Origin of the sequence: Nocardia rhamnosiphila NBRC 108938 (genome assembly GCF_000720425.1) — a bacterium.
GTDB classification, from domain to species: domain Bacteria; phylum Actinomycetota; class Actinomycetes; order Mycobacteriales; family Mycobacteriaceae; genus Nocardia; species Nocardia rhamnosiphila.
Genome location: NZ_JOAJ01000009.1, coordinates 20,099 through 36,863, shown reverse-complemented (window position 1 = coordinate 36,863; position 16,765 = coordinate 20,099). Strand labels below are relative to the sequence as shown.

The window sequence follows — 16,765 nt, the reverse complement described above, 5'->3', positions numbered from 1 at the left end:
TTCACTCGGGTGCGGCGGTCCCCGGATCGGCCGGGGCCCCGGTGGATCCGCGTGGCTCGGCGGTCACCGCTACCGGGGCCGCCGGTTCGCGAGAGCCGTTGTCGCCGGGTTCTTTACGGGCCCGCGGCCGCGCATCCGGGTCTATCGCGATCCGCAGGGGGCGGCTCGGTAGCCGCGCCGCTACCCGGTAGCCGCCGCTGGGTTTGGGGCCGGCGGTCAACGCGCCACCGAGCGCGTGGGTGCGCTCCCGCATGGCGATGATCCCCATCCCACGGGTGGGGCCGGTGTGTTCGGGTTTACCGCTGGGACGGGTGTTGTCGACGGTCAGATCCACGGAATCGGCGGTGTACCGCACCGTTACGGTGGCCTCGGAACCCGGGGCGTGGCGTACGACATTGGCCAGGGATTCCTGGACGATCTGAATTGCCGCGTCGTCGATCGCCGCGGGCAGGGAATCGGGAGTTCCCAGGACCCGCATGTGCACCGTCAACCCCGCCAGCCGGGGTTTGCGCAGGAGTTCGTCCAGGTCGGACATGGTGGGATCGGGTTCGCGAGGGGGCGGGGACGGCGTTTGCGGGGCGGCCGGTGGGCGGCCCGCGCCTGCTCCGTTCCGTTGCGGCCGGTCGCTGCCGGGCCGGTCGCGGCGGCCGAAACCGGCTCGGCGGGAACGCTTCGCATGCTCGCGCGCGCCGTCGTCCTCGGCCGGGTCGTGGTCGCGAGACGGCGGTGCCGGTGTGCCGGAGGCGGGCCCCACCGCCTGGATCGCGTGGCGCAGTGCCTGCACATCCTCGAGCGCGTTGCGGCTGGTGGTTTTGATCTCGGCGACCGTCCCCGCCGCTTTCGCGGACTTGTTCTCCACCTGCTGGAGGGCCATCCCGGCCTGCACATTGATGAGCGAGAGATTGTGCCCCACCACATCGTGCAGTTCCCTGGCGATCAGCAAACGCTCCGTGCCGACCTCGAGTTCCCGTTGCTGCCGCGCTGCCGTGCGTTCGGCGGTGTCCAGCGCCTGCCGGGTCTGTGCGAGCAGGCGCCGGTGCCGCAGCACTTCGAACAGTGCGGCGGCCAGCGCAACCCAGCCCAGTAGCCCGACCATCTGCCAGCTCGTCATCGCGAACGCTCCACCTGCACCACCCTATTCGCCTGTTGTGCTCGGTCGTCGGCGCACATCCGGATTTCCGGTGCCGCAATGGTATTCCGATGACGAATGCGCCGGTTCCGGGTGGGTCGGTCGGCAGCGGCGCGTGATCACCGCATCTACGGCAGTAGCCGCCCCGGCGCGGGTATGGTCCAGTGATGGTCGACCAGCAAGTGCGTGTACCGGACCTGTCCACACGGCCGTACGAACTCACCGTGGAGCGGGTGATGACGGCTTCACCCGAACTCCTCTACTTGGCGTGGACCCAGGGCTTCGATATCTGGCTCGCGGAACCGTCCTCGGTGCGGATGCGGCCCGAGGTGAACGAGCCGTTCTATTTCGAGACCCGGGAGGAGGGGAACTTACGGCCGCATTACGGCCGCTTTCTCCGTCTGGAACCGGGCCGGCTCATCGAATTGACCTGGGTGACCGGCGCCGGCGGCACCGAGGGCGCGGAAACGGTGGTGCGGGTGGAGTTCGTCAAACAACCCCGCGGTATTCGATTGAGGTTGCGGCACAGCGGTTTTGCCGACGAAGCGGCCCGCGACCGGCATCGGGAGGCCTGGCCCGCGGTGCTGGCCCGGCTGGACGAACGAACTGCGACGAGGTGAGGGTACGAGTAGGTTCGAGTCCGACTCGCAACGAATCGTCTTCGAAAGGATCGTGATGCCCACACGTACCGCGCGCACCGCATGGACCGGTGGTCTGCAGGACGGCTCCGGCCAGGTCGAGCTGGTCAGCTCGGGGGTCGGCAAGTACGAGGTGTCGTTCCCGAAGCGGTCGGCCGATGACGCCGACGGCACGACCAGCCCGGAGGAGCTGATCGCCGGGGCTCATTCGTCCTGCTACGCGATGGCGCTGTCGAATGAGATCGCCCAGGCCGGCGGTACCCCGCAGAGCCTCGACGTCTCGGCCGCGGTGACCCTGGGTCCCGACCCGGCGGGCGGTTTCCGGATCAGCCGGATCGCCCTGACGGTGCGCGGCCGGGTGTCCGGACTCGACGAGGCGGGTTTCGCGGCGGCGGCCGCCGCGGCCAAGGCCGGATGCCCGGTCAGCAAGGCTCTGGGCGGAGTGGACGAGATCACCCTGGACGCTGCCCTGGAATCCTGACATGCCTGTCCCGGGCCCCGCGCCGGGGCCCGGGATCGCCGAGAGCCCCCTACCGGGCCCGATCGGCGCCGTGCCCGGGCCGGAACCACGCCCGGGCACTCGGTGTGTACATGGCGGGAATCGCGACGAATACCGCGCAGATATGGCCGGCACGAGTGAGTGCCAGAAATACGGTCCCGGTGCCCATATCGGTGAATACACCGGCACCCTCGGCCGCCAGCATCCGAACGGGCTCCACCACCAGTGATGCCGTGCCGACCACGCCGATGCCCACGGTGAGCAGGTTCCTGGCCCAGCGCTCGCCCCGCAGCATTCGCCACGCGATACCGAGAACCACCAGATAGATTGCGGTGCGCGGCAGCCAACCGGCGGTGAGCGCGCCGATATCCGTAACGTCGTCCGGCAGGCGCGCGCCGCGGACCGCGGTTTCCGCGATACCGCAGCCCACGGCCGCCACGAGCGCGACGAAGGCGGTCGTGACGGCCGCAGGCCGCCGAGCGAGTGGGCTGCCCGGGTGGGCGAGCGCGGTGTCGTTCATACACCGAACCTGCCCGATGCAGGGCGCTTCCCGGATCAACCCGCGGTAGCAGCGGCCTCCGGTACCCGGGTACTGCCGCGGGTGCTCCACTCGGTGAGCGCGGCGAAGGCCAGGCCGATACCTACCCACAGCGTGGTCGACACCGCCAGCGACGCGGCCCGAAACTCCCACAGCAGGGAGGCGGGGAAGTCGGCTCCCACTTCGTCGATCTCGGGCAATACCGTGTAGCCGAGGGTGACGACGATTACGAAACCCACCGCCGCCGCGACGAGCCGGAGGGATTCGGGCCGCGTCCGCAGCGCTTTCCAGATGGACACACCGGCCGCGACGGCCACCAGGCCGAGCAGCACCGCGGCCACCCACAGCAGTGTGCGCTCGTTGATCGTTTCCGGGTCACCGACCGCCGGTGGGTTGGCCGGATATTCGAAGAACGGTACGGCCACCACCGCGACCCAGCCGGCCAGGCCGAGTCCGAGCACCAGCCGATGACCGGGGAGCGCGGTGAACCGCCGGGCGTAATGCGCCGCGGTCGCGACGATCGCCCCGAACGCCATCCCGGCCAGCGCGGCGGCCAGGAACTGCCCGAACTTCTGCCAAGGCCTGCTCACCACGGCCTCGTCCCCGTGCGCGTGCGCTGTCTCCCCGTGCGTATGTCCGGTGCCGGAATCATGGGCATGCTCCGGCGCGGGCGCCGCGGCCTCCTCGATGGCGATGGCGGCCTCGACCCGGGGTTCGCCGACGAAGTTACCGACGACACCCGCGAGGAGACCGGCGATCAGACCGGCGAGCAGACCACGGAGCAGCAGGGCACCGAAAGATCCACTCAATGGCACGGGACACCCAGCAGGTGGCGCCCGTCGTGCATCAACTCGTGCAGGAACATTCCGCCGCGGGAGATGACGCCCTGGTCGAATCCGACCAGGTAGAGCGTCAGCAGTGCCAGCAGAACGACGCCGACGGTGACGAGCACGGTCGCTGCTGTATCGGCAGCCCTGCTCGGGACATGGGTTATGGCCATGGTGGATCCTCCTCATCCGGATGCTCGCGTCCGGTTCGCGAGTTGCGCGTAGGTGCGGGTGTCTGACTCTGCCCACCCTTTCCGGCGTGGACATCACAGTGGCGCGACCGCTCCGGGTTCTCACCGGATTACCGCATCACCTTCGCTTTCACTTGAAACTGTGACACCGGCTGTTGCCGGTCGTCAATATGCCCGCGAACGAGCACTGGCCACGCCGCCGGGGGCGGAGGCGTGGCCAGGGTGTGCGGGATGGTCAGGAAGCGGGCTTTCCCGCTACATCGAGTACGACCTCGAACTCCAGCAGCGAGGCACCGGTGGCGACCGGCTTGTTCTGCTGTCCGGCATGCGCCTCCTTGGCGGGGCCGTCGCGCCACGCCGCGAAGGACTCCTCGGACTCCCATTGGGTGACCACGAAGTACCGGTTCTCGCCGGCCGTGGGCCGCAACAATTGGAAGCCGAGGAACCCGGGGGAGTTCTCGACCGCGTGCGCGCGGTGGGCGAACCGCTTCTCCAGCTCGGGGCCCGCGCCCTCGGGGACCTCGATCGCATTGATCTTCACAACAGCCATACCCCTGAGCTTAGGTATCGCGGGTCCGGATGGGACAGTGCCGCACGACACAGCGGGGCCACCGCGCGTGCCGCCGGGAGCGCCGCCGCACCCGGTGGAGGGATGTGAATAAACTCGGCCCGGTGTTGCACGACGAAGGTGGGACCGGGGTCCCGATACTGCTGCTGCACGGATTGATGGGCAGCGCCCGCACCTGGCAGGACCAGGTCCGGTGGCTACGCGACCACGGGCGGGTGTTCACCTTCGACGCCGCCGGGCACGGGCGCCCCGCCCCGCCCGAACTCACCACCGACGCCCTCGTCGCCGATCTGGCCGACGCCACCGCGCGAATCGGCGAGCCGATGATCGTGATCGGGCATTCGATGGGTGGTCTGCACGGATGGGTGTTCGCGGCCACGCATCCGAGCCGGGTGCGTGGGCTGGTGGTGGAGGATATGGCGGCCGATTTCACCGGCCGTACCGCCGCCCACTGGGCCGCGATGGTCGAGGCCTGGCCGCAGCCATTCGCGGACGAGGCCGCCCTGGTGGCGCATTTCGGCCCGGTCGCCGGTCGCTACTTCCGCGATTCGTTTCAGCGCGGCCCGGACGGTTACCGGTTGCACGGCGAGGTGGCCACCTTCCGGGACATCTCGGAGGAGTGGGGGGTCCGGTCGTTCTGGGGGGAGTGGGGCAGGCTCACCGTGCCCACGCTGCTGATCGAGGGCGAATACACGATCACCCCGCCGGGGCAGATGCGCCGGATGGCCGAACTACATCCCGCCGCCGAACACGTCCTGGTCCCCGAAGCCGGTCACCTGGTGCACGATGACCAGCCGGAGCGCTACCGGGCCGAGGTGGAGCGTTTCCTCGCACGCGTCCTGCGCGGAGTCCGCGAAACCGCCGCCGAGATCTGAGCACCCCGGCCGGCGGGCGGGCTTCAGCCCTCTCCGGCCAGGGCGAACCGCCCGTCGTCGGTCTGTTCGATCAACCCGTCCACCAGCAGCGAATCCAGTGCGCGGTCGCGCTGGCCGGGGTCACGGGTCCAGGCGAGGTCCAGCCGGACGCGTTCCACCGGTGCGTGCGCGGCCCGCAACACGTCGAGCAGCCGCCCGCGTGCCTGCCGGTCGGTGCCCTCGTACTTCTGCGTCCGGCGCGTCGATTCGGCCACCGGCCGGCCCGCCGTGACCCACGCGCAACGCGGCAGCGGGCAGCGGGTGCAATCCGGGGTCCGCGCGGTGCACACCGTCGCGCCGAGTTCCATCAGGGCCGCCGAGAACACGGCGGCCCGGTCGATGCGGCCGGGCAGCAGCGCCTCGGTCTCCCGTAGATCGCGCGCGGCCGGATTACCGGCCTCCCGTCCGTGTACGGCCCGCGCCACCACCCGGCGGACATTGGTGTCCACCACCGGAACTCGCTGCCCGTAGGCGAAACAGGCGACCGCCCGCGCGGTGTAGGCGCCGATCCCGGGCAGTCCGAGCAGCACCTCGACATCGTCGGGCACCTGGTCACCGTGCTCGGCGGCCAGGACCTGCGCGCATTCGTGCAGGCGCAGGGCACGGCGCGGGTAGCCGAGTTTGCCCCATGCCCGCAGTACCTCGCCCGCGCTCGCCGCCGCCATGGCCGAGGGCACCGGCCAGCGCCGCACCCATTCCCGCCAGATCGGTTCCACCCGCGACACCGGTGTCTGCTGCAGCATGATCTCGCTCATCAGGATCTGCCAGGCGCTCACCCCGGGCCGCCGCCACGGCAGGTCCCGGGCCGTGCGGGCGTACCAGTCGATCAGGGTGTCGGAGTCGATCGCGCCGGGTTCGACCGACACGACACCGCGCCCGCCCGAACCCGGTTTTCCGATACCTGCGCTGCTCACCCGACCCGCTCCGTTCACCTCACCGTGCAGTTTTACCGGTTCGGCGTGAATGGACGCCGCGCTGTAACGGGACGGAAGCAAGCGAGCCCATCGAATCGTGCAGAATGGACACCATGCCTCAGTCCAACCCGGTAAGTGCCTGGAAGTCGCTGCGCGAAGGCAACGAGCGCTTCGTGAACGGCACGCTGCTGCATCCTAGCCAGGGGGCCGCCGATCGAGCCAAGCTCGTCGCCGGCCAGCATCCGACCGCCGTGCTGTTCGGCTGCGGGGATTCCCGAGTCGCCGCGGAACTGATCTTCGATCAGGGGCTCGGCGATATGTTCGTGGTGCGCACCGCGGGCCACGTCATCGACGCGGCGGTGCTGGGATCGATCGAATACGGCGTCGGCGTGCTCGATGTACCGCTGATCGTGGTGCTCGGGCACGACAGTTGCGGTGCGGTCAAAGCGACCCTCGAGGCGCTGGACGGCGGCGAGGTACCCGGTGGATTCATCCGCAGCATCGTCGAGAAGGTCACGCCGTCGATGTTGATCGGGCGCCGCGAGGGGCTCGAATCGGTGGACGAGCTCGAAGCCCGCCACGTGGTGGAGACCAGCCGCCTGCTGATGGAGCGGTCGATGATCGTGTCCGAGCGGGTGGCGGCCGGTAAATGCGCGATCGCCTGCGTCACCTACAAACTGGTCGACGGCCGGGCGAAGCTACATCGCGTGGTCGGCAATATCGGGGAGACCGTCTGACCCGTGGCCGCTGTCGGCGCCACCTTCGGGTGTGCCGTTGACGACCGCTGCCGCCCGCTGCGCTTACCGTTGACACGTGTTGGAACCGACAGGACCGTTACCGCCGGAGATCTACTGGCGGCGTCGTGTGTTCGCCATCGGCGCGCTCGTGGTCGCGCTCGCGGTGGTGATCTGGCTGGCCGTCACCGTCTCCCGGGGCGGTGACGCGCCCGATGCCGCCGCGGCGGCATCGACCTCCGAGACCACCGAGCCCGGCCCCGGGCCGGCCGCGGCGTCCACCACCACGGCCACCGGTACGCGGGCGTCCGGCACGGTATCCGGTACGCGCACTACCGAACCCACCCCGGCGGCCTCGGACCAATGTGCCGACCAGTCACTGGCGATCAAGGTGTCGGTGGGGCAGCCCACCTACCAGGTGGGTGAGGAACCGGTATTCGGCATCGTGATCACCAATATCTCCGGTGCGCCGTGCACCCGGGACATGGGATCCGGGCTGCAGCGCGTATCCGTGCATTCGCTCGACGGTGGGCGGCAACTGTGGGCGAGCACGGATTGTTTTCCCGACGGCGATCCGGATGTGCGCACCCTCGACCGCGGTGAGCAGGCCGCGTTCACGGTGACCTGGACCGGCGCGACCTCGCAGCCGGAATGCGCGGGGGAGCGGGTGCAGGTACCCGCGGGCGCCTACAACGTGGTGGCGCAGATGGGTTCGGTGCACAGCGCGCCCGAACCCTTCAACATCGCCTGAGCGCCGGTCACTTCTTCGTCAGGCCGGCCAACCGCAGCGCGCCGCGCAGACTGGACGCCTCGTGCAGGGTCATCGGTGTGGCCTTACCGTCGGTGCCCGGCGGGACCACCGCGGTGGTGAACCCGAGTCGTTCGGCCTCGGCGAGCCGGCGGGTCACCGAGGTGATCCGCCGGACCTCCCCGGCCAGCCCCACTTCGCCGAGGATCACCCAGCCGGGCGGCAGCGCCGTATCCCGGGCCGCGCTGGCGATGGCGAGCGCGACGGCGAGGTCCGCGGCGGGCTCGGTGAGCCGCATACCGCCCACAGTGGCCGCGTAGATGTCCTGCTTGCCGACATAGAGACCGCACCGGCTCTGCAGCACCGCAAGCACCATGGCCACCCGGTTGTAGTCCAGGCCGCTGACGGCCCGGCGGGGCGCCGGCGCCTGCGTTTCCACCGTGAGCCCCTGGACCTCGCCCACCAGCGGCCGCTTCCCGTCCATCGCGACGGTGACCGCCGTACCCGGCACCGAATCCGCGCGATGGTGCAGGAACAGGCCGGAAGGGTCTGTCACACAGGTGATTCCGTCGTCGTGGAGTTCGAAACAGCCCACCTCGTCCGCGCTGCCGAACCGGTTCTTGATCCCGCGCACCATCCGCAACGTGGTGTTCTTGTCGCCCTCGAATTGCAACACCACATCGACCAGATGTTCCAGTGTGCGTGGACCGGCGACCGCGCCGTCCTTGGTGACATGTCCCACCAGCAGTACGGCGATACCGCTCGCCTTCGCCAGCGATGTCAGCGCCGCGGTCACCGCTCGTACCTGGGTGACGCCCCCGATCACGCCGTCGGTATCGGCGGCCAGCATCGTCTGTACCGAATCGACCACCAGCAGTGTGGGTTTCACCTGATCGACATGTCCGAGCACCACCGAGAGATCGGATTCGGCGGCCAGATACACCCGGTCGTGCACCGCACCCGTCCGGTCGGCGCGCAAGCGCACCTGTCCCGCCGATTCCTCCGCTGTCACGTAGAGGGCCCGCTCGTCGCGCTGCCGCGCCCAGCGATGCGCCACCTCGAGCAGCAACGTCGATTTGCCCACTCCCGGCTCACCGGACAGCAACACCACCGACCCCGCGACGATCCCACCGCCCAGCACCCGGTCCAGCTCGGACACCCCCGTGGGCCGCGCCGTGGTCGTCTGCGAATCGATCCGGGAGATCGGCGCCGCGGCGGTACTCGGGAGCATCGCCTTACGCGCCGGTCCCGCCGCCGCGGCCGCCACCGGCATCGCCTCGTCCACGGTCCCCCAGGACCCGCAACCGGGACACTTACCGACCCATTTGGCGACTTCGTGCGCGCACTCCGAACACCGATAGACGGGCCGTTCAGGCCTCGAGACTCGAGCCTTCGGCTCATGCGCTTTCGAGGCCTGAACGGCGGGACGGGCCTCGACCCTTTCAGGGCCTCGTAAGACTCGGCACCAAGAGGGTGCCGCTATTCGTGAAAGCGATCAGACGCCAGGCAACCGAGCGGTCGAGTCGGCATCCGATCAAGACATCGAATGCCGACGCGACCCGCATGCGTCGAGTTTTACGAGACACCTCAAAGGGTTGCGGCCCGTCTCGCCCCTTGGCCGAAGGTGCTCAACGGTCGGCCTTCCGTGGAAGGCCGACCGCACGTCGCATGAGCGAAGCTCGAGTCCCGAGGCCGAAACGGCGAGACCAAGGGGGCCTCAACCCCGCGACGCCGCAGGCGCCGCCAAAAACACAGCACCTTCACGAGCAGGCCAACGTCCATGCCTCGGCGACCGAACCCGCCCCGTGGAGCGCGCCTGCTCGATTCGCTCGGCGCCGAAGCCGAGGGCCTGGACTCCGGCAGGTCGGCATCGGCGCCCGGAAAGCTCAGTGGCCGCCGGCCGAGCCCGTGGTGCTCTTGGAAAGTTCCGATTCGTGCCGAGGCGCTTCTACACCGGCGTCGACCGGGACCTGGACCACGACATTCCCATTGTTCTTGAAGCTGAAGGTGACGTCGTATGCGAGGCCCGGGATGATGTCCTTGGTGAGACCGGTGATCTCGATGCGGGCGGGTGTGGTCTCGCCGCCTTCGGTCTTGATCGTTTCGCCGCTGGTGTGGGTTTCCGCACCGGCCTGCGGGGTGGAGACCACGACCGTCTCGGAGGGGGCGATCTCGAGTTTGTCGCCTTTGGCCGGGGTGATCTGGACGGTCCCGAGGTCGGTGGTGACGCCGGTGAGTTCGTCGGTGCCCACCGCGCCGTTGTTCACGATGGACAGCGCGAGCGCGGCCTTACCGCCGGTGGTGTGGGTGGTGGTGCCGCTACCGGGGAACACGATGTGCACGTTGCGCAGGGCGATATCGCCGGCGTTGGCCGTGTTGCCGTTGATGGCGGCGACCTGTACGGCGGTCTGGGAGATCTGGCCGGCGCCGCAGCCGGACAGGACGAGCGCCGCACCGGCGGCGAGCGCGGCGGCCGCCACCATGCGGCGCCGCCGGGTCGGGACCGGGCCAGCGGCAGTCACAGCAGTCAGGGCAGTCACGGGTTGTCCTCCATGTCCGAGTGGGCGCACTCCAACTAGGCACTGTAGTAGTTGGGTTCGGGCCTGGGGAGCACCGGGCGGTGTCAGGGGGGATTACGTGCCGCGCGGTGTGTGATTTGTCGCACGTCACGGTGTGTCCGGTGGCTCGCGGATCGTAGTCTCGGCACCGCCCCCTGTGTGCGTCGTGGAACGCCTCTTCGGCCGGGTGTCGCGTATATCCCGGCGCGTCGCGCTGACCGGTAACGATCGGGCCTCCGCGACCCACTTGCGCGACCGCGTGGAGTGGGTTTACATATGCCCTCGGAGGGCCCGTGCCCGACACCCGTTCGGGCACAACGTGATGCACACCAAACTCGTCCTGTCAAGCCCCAGTACCTGGTCGTTGTGGCCCTGACCTGCGCAGTTGATCGCGCCGTTATCGAGTCGCGTGTTAAACTGTGAACATCGAAAGGGGCACGGGACACATGATTTTTAAGGTCGGAGATACCGTCGTTTATCCCCATCATGGGGCGGCTTTGATCGAAGCTATCGAGACCCGCACCATCAAGGGTGAGCAGAAAGAGTATCTGGTCCTGAAGGTCGCACAGGGTGACCTCACTGTTCGGGTTCCCGCGGAAAACGCGGAATATGTCGGCGTGCGCGATGTAGTGGGCCAGGAAGGTCTGGATCGGGTCTTCCAGGTGCTGCGTGCGCCGCATACGGAAGAGCCCACAAACTGGTCCCGCCGTTACAAGGCCAACCTCGAGAAGCTCGCCTCCGGCGATGTGAACAAGGTGGCCGAGGTTGTTCGCGACCTGTGGCGCCGGGAACAGGATCGTGGCCTGTCCGCGGGCGAGAAGCGGATGCTGGCCAAGGCTCGGCAGATCCTCGTCGGGGAGCTTGCGCTCGCCGAGGGCACCGATGACGGCAAGGCCGAGACGCTTCTCGACGAGGTCCTCGCCGCGGCTTCCTGATCGTGCACAAAATAGACGGTCCCGGCCGTGGCGCCGGTCCCGTCACCGCACTGGTTCCTGCCGCCGGTCGTGGCGTGCGCTTGGGTGCAGATGAACCCAAAGCGTTCGTCCCGATCGGCGGCACTCCCATGCTCACACTGGCTGTGAACGGGCTGGTGGCTGCCGCGGTCGTCGACGAGATCATTGTGATGGTGCCCGCCGAACACGTCGACCGGACGGCAGCTCTCCTACCCCCCGATGCTCCGGTGCGGATCGTGGTCGGCGGCGCCGAGCGCACCGATTCGGTACGCGCCGGCCTCGCCGCGGCCGGTGATACGGCGTTCTTCCTGGTGCACGACGCGGCCCGCGCGCTCACTCCGCCCGCGCTGATCGCCCGGGTGGTGGACGAGCTGCGTGCCGGTCATCCCGCGGTCGTGCCCGCACTGCCGGTGGTGGACACCGTGAAAACCGTCGATTCCGGCGGGAAGGTCACCGGTACACCGGATCGTGGGGCGTTACGGGCCATCCAGACTCCGCAGGGCTTCGCCGCGGGGGCATTGCATGCCGCGTACGCCGACGCGGGCTCGGCGACCGATGACGCCGGCCTGGTGGAGCGGCTGGGCGTCGAGGTGCGTACCGTCGCCGGTGACCCGCTGGCCTTCAAGATCACCACCCCGCTCGATCTGCGCCTGGCCGAATCCCTGCTCACCGCGCGCCCGGCGGTGACGCCGTGCTGAACATGCGAGTGGGGATCGGTACCGATGTGCATCCGATCGAACCGGGTCGTCCCTGCTGGATGGCCGGTTTGCTGTTCGACGGCGAGGACGGTTGCGCGGGACACTCCGACGGTGACGTCGCCGCGCACGCCCTCTGCGACGCCCTGTTGTCCGCGGCGGGCCTGGGGGATGTGGGCTCGGTCTTCGGCACCGGCCGGCCGGAATGGGCCGGGGTTTCCGGGGCCGCCATGCTGAAAGAAGTGCGGCGACTGCTCGACGACGCCGGATACGAGGTCGTCAACGCCGCCGTTCAGGTGATCGGCAACCGGCCGCGGATCGGTCCGCGCCGCGCCGAGGCCCAGCAGGTGCTGGGCGATCTGCTGGACGCGCCCGTATCGGTTTCCGGTACGACCAGTGACGGCCTGGGTCTCACCGGGCGTGGTGAGGGGATCGCCGCGGTCGCCACCGCGCTGCTGCACTGTCCCGGGCGGCCGAGTGGACAGCCCGGAGACGGTGGCGAGGTGCGACCGGCATAGGGCCCGCGAGGCCGCCCGCTCAGTTCTGTGGCCCGGCGCCGGGCCGAGCAGGTCTCTCCGGTGATCGGTTCGAGCCGGTGAGCCGCTCGGCGCGACAACTGCCGGCCGTGAACCCGCGGCAGTGGAATACCGAAGTTCCCACGCGCGGCCGAGCCGACTGCCGGTACACCCGGCCGCACCGCTACCCTGCCCATATCCCCCTGCACCAAATCCGAGTGCAATCCATACACGAAACTAGGATCGACTGCCGTGACGCTGCGCCTGTTCGACACCGAGAGACGGATCCTGCGTGATTTCACGCCGCTGGTACCCGGCCACGCCTCGGTGTACCTGTGTGGGGCGACCGTGCAGGGGCTACCCCATATCGGTCATGTACGCAGCGGGGTCGCCTTCGACATTCTGCGCCGGTGGCTGGCGGCCAACGGTTCGGACGTGGCGTTCATCCGCAATGTCACCGATATCGAGGACAAGATCCTCGCCAAGGCGGCCGCGGCCGGTCGACCCTGGTGGGAATGGGCGGCGACGCACGAGCGCGCCTTCGACCAGGCCTATCGGCAACTCGGTGTGCTGCCGCCGTCCGCCGAACCGCGCGCGACCGGCCATATCACCCAGATGGTCGACTTGATGCAGCGTCTGATCGACCGGGGGCACGCCTACGCCTCCGCGGGCAATGTGTATTTCGATGTCCGGAGCTACCCGGATTACGGACATCTGTCCGGGCATCGGCTCGAAGATGTGCACCAGGGCGAGAGCGCCGGCCTCGGTAAACGCGATCCTCGTGATTTCACGCTGTGGAAAGCCGCCAAACCGGGCGAGCCGACCTGGCCCTCGCCCTGGGGCCCCGGGCGGCCCGGTTGGCATCTGGAGTGCTCGGCCATGGCCGAGTTCTATCTGGGGCCGGAATTCGATATCCATTGCGGCGGAATGGACCTGGTCTTCCCGCACCACGAGAACGAAATCGCGCAGTCCAAGGCGGCCGGGGACGGTTTTGCCCGGTACTGGCTGCACAACGGCTGGGTCACCATGGGCGGCGAGAAGATGTCGAAATCGCTCGGCAATGTGCTGTCCATTCCGAATGTGCTGAAATCGGTGCGCGCGGTGGAATTACGCTTCTACCTGGGTAGTGCGCACTACCGGTCGATGCTGGAATATTCGGACAAGGCGTTGCACGATGCCGCCCAGTCCTATCAGCGGATCGAAGCGTTCGTGCAGCGAGTGGCCGAACGCGGCGGGGATATTCCGATGGGTAAATGGACCGACGGATTCGCCGCCGCGCTCGACGATGATCTCGGGGTGCCGAAGGCGCTCGCCGAGATCCACCACGGCGTGCACGAAGGCAACCGCGCCCTCGACGCCGGCGTGCTCGACACCGCGCGGGAACACGCCGGGCAGATCCGGGCCATGCTCGATGTCCTGGGCGTGGACCCGCTCGACCCGCACTGGCACAGCGCTGCCGATCATTCGGCCGCCGACGCCGCCCTGGACGTGCTGGTGGGCGCCGAACTGGAACGGCGGCAGCAGGCCCGGGCGGCCAAGGACTGGGCGACCGCCGACGCGGTCCGCGATCGGCTGCAGGCGGCCGGAATCGAAGTAACCGATACACCCAACGGTGCCGAATGGTCGCTGGGCGCACCTACCCCTGGAAAGGCGGGCTGATGGCCGGCAATTCACAACGTCGCGGTGCGATTCGTAAAGGCGGCACCAAGAAGGGCGCCGTGGTCGGGTCCGGCGGCAAGCGGCGTCGCGGGCTGGAGGGCCGCGGGCCGACGCCACCGGCCGAACAGCGCACCAAACATCCGGCGGCGCGTCGCTCGGCGGCGAAAGCCAAAGCCGCGCAGAACAATCCGCCCGGTCGCGGGCGTCCGGCCGGTAGGCGCAGCGACGACGGCCCCGAACTGGTGCTGGGCCGCAATCCCGTGGTGGAGTGTCTGCGGGCCGGGGTTCCGGCCAGCGCCCTGTACGTGGCGGTGGGTACCGAGAACGACGAGCGGCTCACCGAGAGCGTCCGCCTCGCCGCCGATACCGGGATCTCCATTCTCGAGGTGCCGCGCACCGATCTGGACCGGATGAGCTCCAACGGTCTGCACCAGGGCGTGGCGCTGCAGGTGCCGCCCTACCGGTACGCCCACCCCGACGACCTGCTGGCCCGGGCCAGGGAATCCGCCGAACCGGCACTGCTGGTGGCGCTGGACAATATCTCCGATCCGCGCAACCTCGGCGCCGTCGTCCGCTCGGTCGCGGCCTTCGGCGGGCACGGTGTGGTGATCCCGCAGCGCCGCAGCGCCAGTGTGACCGCTGTCGCGTGGCGCACCAGCGCCGGCGCCGCGGCCCGGCTCCCGGTCGCCCGTGCCACCAATCTCACCCGCACGCTGAAGGATTGGGCCGCCACCGGTGTTCAGATCGTGGGCCTGGACGCCGGCGGCGATCTGTCCCTCGACGATTTCGATGCCACCGTCCCGACGGTGATCGTCGTCGGATCGGAGGGCAAGGGGCTGTCGCGGCTGGTCCGTGAGACCTGTGATTCGGTCCTGAGCATCCCGATGGCGGGCCCGGTGGAATCGCTGAACGCCTCCGTCGCCGCGGGCGTGGTGCTGGCCGAAACCGCCCGGCAGCGCCGCGCCTGAACGTCCGAGCACGGCGTCCCGTCCGCGCCGGCCGACGGGTCGGTGGCCGCCGGCTCGGCGCGGTGATCGGGCGTGTCGGGGAGCGGTCAGCGGGCGGTTCGGAAGTGAATCCGCCGCGCCCGGACCGCAAATCCGGCACCGCACCGTAGAATTCGTCATGTGGTGATACCCAACGCGCCCATCGGTAAGCCGGTAGAGCACCCGCATGCGACAGCGGTGCTGTTCCTCGGTGCGCTCAGCGTGCTGTGTTGCGGGCTGACCGGACCGGTGGCCTGGGCGATGGGTAAACGCGCACTCGATCAGATCGAGGAGTCCGGCGGCGCATACGGTGGCCACACGCAGGTTGTCGTCGGATTCATCCTGGGCGTCATCGGCACCATCCTCATGGTCGTGATGGCGGTGCTGTTCCTGGTGGTGCTGCTCGGCGGGGGCTGAGCGGCGTCAATCCAGGCTCTGCTGCCCGGACCATTTCGTTCGCGCCCAGTTCGGCCATTCGTCATTGATCGAGCCGGACCACGAGGGCTGGCGGCGCTCCCGGAAGGCCGCCATCGCCTCTCCGGCATCCCGGCCCTCGGCGATGTGCTCGTTCAGATCGGCTTCGAGCCGCGCGACCACGTCCGGTTCCAGTCCGACGCCCTCCCACAGCAGCCGTTTGGACAGCGCGGCGCTCAACGGGGCCGAGCCGCCCGCGATATCGTGGGCCACCGCCATCGCGGTCGGCACCACCTCCGCCGCCGGCAGGCAGGCATTGGCCAAACCCATGGCCCGGGCTTCCGCCCCGTCGAAGGTACGGCCGGTGAGCAGGATATCGGCGGCATTGGCCAGCCCGGCCAGCCGCGGCAGCGTCCAGTGCACATAGCCGTCGGCGAGGACCCCGCGCCGGACCTGGCTCAGCGCGTAGACCGCGTCGTCGGCCATATAACGCAGATCGCACTGCAGCGCCAGCGCCAGCCCCGCACCCACCGCGTGCCCGTTGACCGCCGCGATCACCGGTTTGCGCACCCGGAACGGCGGCGGATCGATACTCGCGCTCACCTCGCCCACCCGGTCCGACAGATCGGCGCCCGCGCAGAAAGCGGGCGGAGTACCGGTGATCACCACGACCCGGATGGCGTCCTCGGTGTCACACCGTTTCAGCGCGGCCCCCAGGGCCTCGGTCATCGCAGGATTGAAGGCGTTCTGTTTCGCCGGCCGATTCAACGTGAGGACGGCGATGCCCGCTGAGACATCGACGAGCAATTCCGAACGGGTTGAGGCCCCCTTGGTCTCGCCGTTTCGGCCTCGAGACTCGAGCCTTCGGCTCCTGCGCTTTCGAGGCCGAAACGGCGAGACGGGCCTCAACCCTTTGAGGTGTCTCGTAAGACTCGACGCATGCGGGTTGCGGCGGCATTCGATGGCCGGCTCGGATGCCGACTCGTTCGAATCGGAAGCCGACTCGACCACCCCGCCCGCCTGCGTCTGATCGCCTTCACGAACATCAGCCCCCACTCGGTGCCGAGTCTTACGAGGCACTGAAACGGGTCGAGGCCCGTCCCGCCCCTTGGCCGAAGGTGCTCAAAGGTCGCGCTCTATGGACGGTCCACCGCACGTCGCATGAGCCGAAGGCTCGAGTCCCGAGGCCTGAACGGCGGGACCAAGGGGGCCTCGACCCCGGGGCGCCGCAGGCGCCGCAAATAAACAGCACCTTCACGAGCGAGCCCGCCTTCCCCACCTTTGC

The 16,765-nt window shown here is 69.1% G+C and carries 19 protein-coding genes and 1 pseudogene; 11 read left to right on the top strand and 9 right to left on the bottom strand.

Going from position 1 to position 16,765, the window contains the following annotated elements:
- Nucleotide 1: 1 nt before the first annotated feature.
- A complete protein-coding gene (locus IG75_RS0126925) occupies nucleotides 2-1,111 on the bottom strand; it encodes a sensor histidine kinase (RefSeq protein WP_051714954.1) in 1,110 nt (369 codons plus the stop codon).
- 185 nt (nucleotides 1,112-1,296) lie between these two features.
- On the opposite strand from IG75_RS0126925, the gene IG75_RS0126920 reads away from it, so the two are divergent.
- Entirely contained in the window at nucleotides 1,297-1,749 is a 453-nt protein-coding gene (locus tag IG75_RS0126920) for an SRPBCC family protein (RefSeq protein ID WP_030524135.1), read from the top strand.
- Nucleotides 1,750-1,804: 55 nt separating this feature from the next.
- A complete protein-coding gene (locus IG75_RS0126915) occupies nucleotides 1,805-2,248 on the top strand; it encodes an OsmC family peroxiredoxin (protein ID WP_030524134.1) in 444 nt (147 codons plus the stop codon).
- Between the two features lie 49 nt (nucleotides 2,249-2,297).
- On the opposite strand, the gene IG75_RS37550 is transcribed toward IG75_RS0126915, so the two are convergent.
- From IG75_RS37550 to mhuD, 4 genes are all read right to left on the bottom strand, one after another.
- A complete protein-coding gene (locus IG75_RS37550) occupies nucleotides 2,298-2,786 on the bottom strand; it encodes a hypothetical protein (protein ID WP_051714953.1) in 489 nt (162 codons plus the stop codon).
- 35 nt (nucleotides 2,787-2,821) lie between these two features.
- Nucleotides 2,822-3,619 (bottom strand): CbtA family protein, encoded by a 798-nt coding sequence (locus IG75_RS0126900; protein ID WP_030524132.1) that lies wholly within the window; start codon nucleotides 3,617-3,619, stop codon nucleotides 2,822-2,824.
- On the bottom strand, nucleotides 3,610-3,804 hold the full coding sequence (locus tag IG75_RS0126895) for a CbtB domain-containing protein (RefSeq protein WP_030524131.1): 195 nt from the start codon (nucleotides 3,802-3,804) through the stop codon (nucleotides 3,610-3,612). The genes IG75_RS0126900 and IG75_RS0126895 overlap by 10 nt, the downstream gene beginning before the upstream one ends.
- 253 nt (nucleotides 3,805-4,057) lie before the next feature.
- Nucleotides 4,058-4,372 (bottom strand): mycobilin-forming heme oxygenase MhuD, encoded by a 315-nt coding sequence (gene mhuD / locus IG75_RS0126890; protein WP_030524130.1) that lies wholly within the window; start codon nucleotides 4,370-4,372, stop codon nucleotides 4,058-4,060.
- A gap of 122 nt (nucleotides 4,373-4,494) precedes the next feature.
- Between mhuD and IG75_RS0126885 the strand changes: the two genes are divergently transcribed.
- Nucleotides 4,495-5,265, top strand: a complete 771-nt coding sequence (locus IG75_RS0126885) for an alpha/beta fold hydrolase (protein ID WP_036515398.1) — start codon at nucleotides 4,495-4,497, stop codon at nucleotides 5,263-5,265.
- Between the two features lie 23 nt (nucleotides 5,266-5,288).
- On the opposite strand, the gene IG75_RS0126880 is transcribed toward IG75_RS0126885, so the two are convergent.
- Complete coding sequence (locus IG75_RS0126880; protein ID WP_030524128.1) at nucleotides 5,289-6,170, bottom strand: HhH-GPD family protein; 882 nt, start codon at nucleotides 6,168-6,170, stop codon at nucleotides 5,289-5,291.
- A gap of 161 nt (nucleotides 6,171-6,331) precedes the next feature.
- Here IG75_RS0126880 and IG75_RS0126875 point away from each other — a divergent pair, with 161 nt between their 5' ends.
- Together IG75_RS0126875 and IG75_RS0126870 are read left to right on the top strand one after the other, a co-directional pair.
- Nucleotides 6,332-6,955 carry a carbonic anhydrase gene (locus tag IG75_RS0126875; protein WP_030524127.1) on the top strand — a complete coding sequence of 208 codons (624 nt, stop codon included), beginning with the start codon at nucleotides 6,332-6,334 and terminating at the stop codon, nucleotides 6,953-6,955.
- Between the two features lie 76 nt (nucleotides 6,956-7,031).
- Nucleotides 7,032-7,703, top strand: coding sequence for a hypothetical protein (locus IG75_RS0126870; protein ID WP_030524126.1), 672 nt, complete (start codon nucleotides 7,032-7,034; stop codon nucleotides 7,701-7,703).
- 7 nt (nucleotides 7,704-7,710) lie between these two features.
- On the opposite strand, the pseudogene radA reads toward IG75_RS0126870, so the two are convergent.
- Nucleotides 7,711-9,069: pseudogene (gene radA / locus IG75_RS0126865) on the bottom strand (DNA repair protein RadA); the annotation flags it as partial.
- Nucleotides 9,070-9,586: 517 nt separating this feature from the next.
- Nucleotides 9,587-10,222, bottom strand: a complete 636-nt coding sequence (locus IG75_RS0126860; protein ID WP_307689629.1) for a copper chaperone PCu(A)C domain-containing protein — start codon at nucleotides 10,220-10,222, stop codon at nucleotides 9,587-9,589.
- A 482-nt stretch (nucleotides 10,223-10,704) separates the two neighbouring features.
- Between IG75_RS0126860 and carD the strand changes: the two genes are divergently transcribed.
- The 6 genes from carD (at nucleotide 10,705) to IG75_RS0126830 (ending at nucleotide 15,483) form a co-directional block, all read left to right on the top strand.
- Nucleotides 10,705-11,193, top strand: a complete 489-nt coding sequence (carD, locus tag IG75_RS0126855; RefSeq protein ID WP_011206964.1) for an RNA polymerase-binding transcription factor CarD — start codon at nucleotides 10,705-10,707, stop codon at nucleotides 11,191-11,193.
- Between the two features lie 11 nt (nucleotides 11,194-11,204).
- A complete protein-coding gene (ispD, locus tag IG75_RS0126850) occupies nucleotides 11,205-11,909 on the top strand; it encodes a 2-C-methyl-D-erythritol 4-phosphate cytidylyltransferase (protein ID WP_156059208.1) in 705 nt (234 codons plus the stop codon).
- A 2-nt stretch (nucleotides 11,910-11,911) separates the two neighbouring features.
- Nucleotides 11,912-12,424 (top strand): 2-C-methyl-D-erythritol 2,4-cyclodiphosphate synthase, encoded by a 513-nt coding sequence (gene ispF, locus IG75_RS0126845; RefSeq protein ID WP_051715022.1) that lies wholly within the window; start codon nucleotides 11,912-11,914, stop codon nucleotides 12,422-12,424.
- A gap of 249 nt (nucleotides 12,425-12,673) precedes the next feature.
- The gene (cysS, locus tag IG75_RS0126840) at nucleotides 12,674-14,080 is read left to right on the top strand and encodes a cysteine--tRNA ligase (RefSeq protein ID WP_030524121.1); all 1,407 of its coding nucleotides are present in this window, start codon (nucleotides 12,674-12,676) and stop codon (nucleotides 14,078-14,080) included.
- The gene (rlmB, locus tag IG75_RS0126835; protein WP_030524120.1) at nucleotides 14,080-15,048 is read left to right on the top strand and encodes a 23S rRNA (guanosine(2251)-2'-O)-methyltransferase RlmB; all 969 of its coding nucleotides are present in this window, start codon (nucleotides 14,080-14,082) and stop codon (nucleotides 15,046-15,048) included. Before cysS ends, rlmB begins: the two co-directional genes overlap by 1 nt.
- A 159-nt stretch (nucleotides 15,049-15,207) precedes the next feature.
- Nucleotides 15,208-15,483 (top strand): DUF4190 domain-containing protein, encoded by a 276-nt coding sequence (locus IG75_RS0126830; RefSeq protein WP_030524119.1) that lies wholly within the window; start codon nucleotides 15,208-15,210, stop codon nucleotides 15,481-15,483.
- 6 nt (nucleotides 15,484-15,489) lie between these two features.
- Here the strand turns inward: IG75_RS0126830 and IG75_RS0126825 are convergent, their stop codons facing one another.
- Entirely contained in the window at nucleotides 15,490-16,287 is a 798-nt protein-coding gene (locus IG75_RS0126825; RefSeq protein WP_030526027.1) for an enoyl-CoA hydratase/isomerase family protein, read from the bottom strand.
- Nucleotides 16,288-16,765: the final 478 nt, after the last annotated feature.

What these genes read in the sequence shown, in the direction of transcription:
- IG75_RS0126920 (WP_030524135.1), top strand. Translation starts at nt 1,297, where the DNA reads ATGGTCGACCAGCAAGTGCGTGTACCGGACCTGTCCACACGGCCGTAC.
- IG75_RS0126895 (WP_030524131.1), bottom strand. Translation starts at nt 3,804, where the DNA reads ATGGCCATAACCCATGTCCCGAGCAGGGCTGCCGATACAGCAGCGACC.
- ispF (WP_051715022.1), top strand. Translation starts at nt 11,912, where the DNA reads ATGCGAGTGGGGATCGGTACCGATGTGCATCCGATCGAACCGGGTCGT.
- IG75_RS0126925 (WP_051714954.1), bottom strand. Translation starts at nt 1,111, where the DNA reads ATGACGAGCTGGCAGATGGTCGGGCTACTGGGCTGGGTTGCGCTGGCC.
- IG75_RS0126915 (WP_030524134.1), top strand. Translation starts at nt 1,805, where the DNA reads ATGCCCACACGTACCGCGCGCACCGCATGGACCGGTGGTCTGCAGGAC.
- IG75_RS37550 (WP_051714953.1), bottom strand. Translation starts at nt 2,786, where the DNA reads ATGAACGACACCGCGCTCGCCCACCCGGGCAGCCCACTCGCTCGGCGG.
- carD (WP_011206964.1), top strand. Translation starts at nt 10,705, where the DNA reads ATGATTTTTAAGGTCGGAGATACCGTCGTTTATCCCCATCATGGGGCG.
- mhuD (WP_030524130.1), bottom strand. Translation starts at nt 4,372, where the DNA reads ATGGCTGTTGTGAAGATCAATGCGATCGAGGTCCCCGAGGGCGCGGGC.
- IG75_RS0126875 (WP_030524127.1), top strand. Translation starts at nt 6,332, where the DNA reads ATGCCTCAGTCCAACCCGGTAAGTGCCTGGAAGTCGCTGCGCGAAGGC.
- rlmB (WP_030524120.1), top strand. Translation starts at nt 14,080, where the DNA reads ATGGCCGGCAATTCACAACGTCGCGGTGCGATTCGTAAAGGCGGCACC.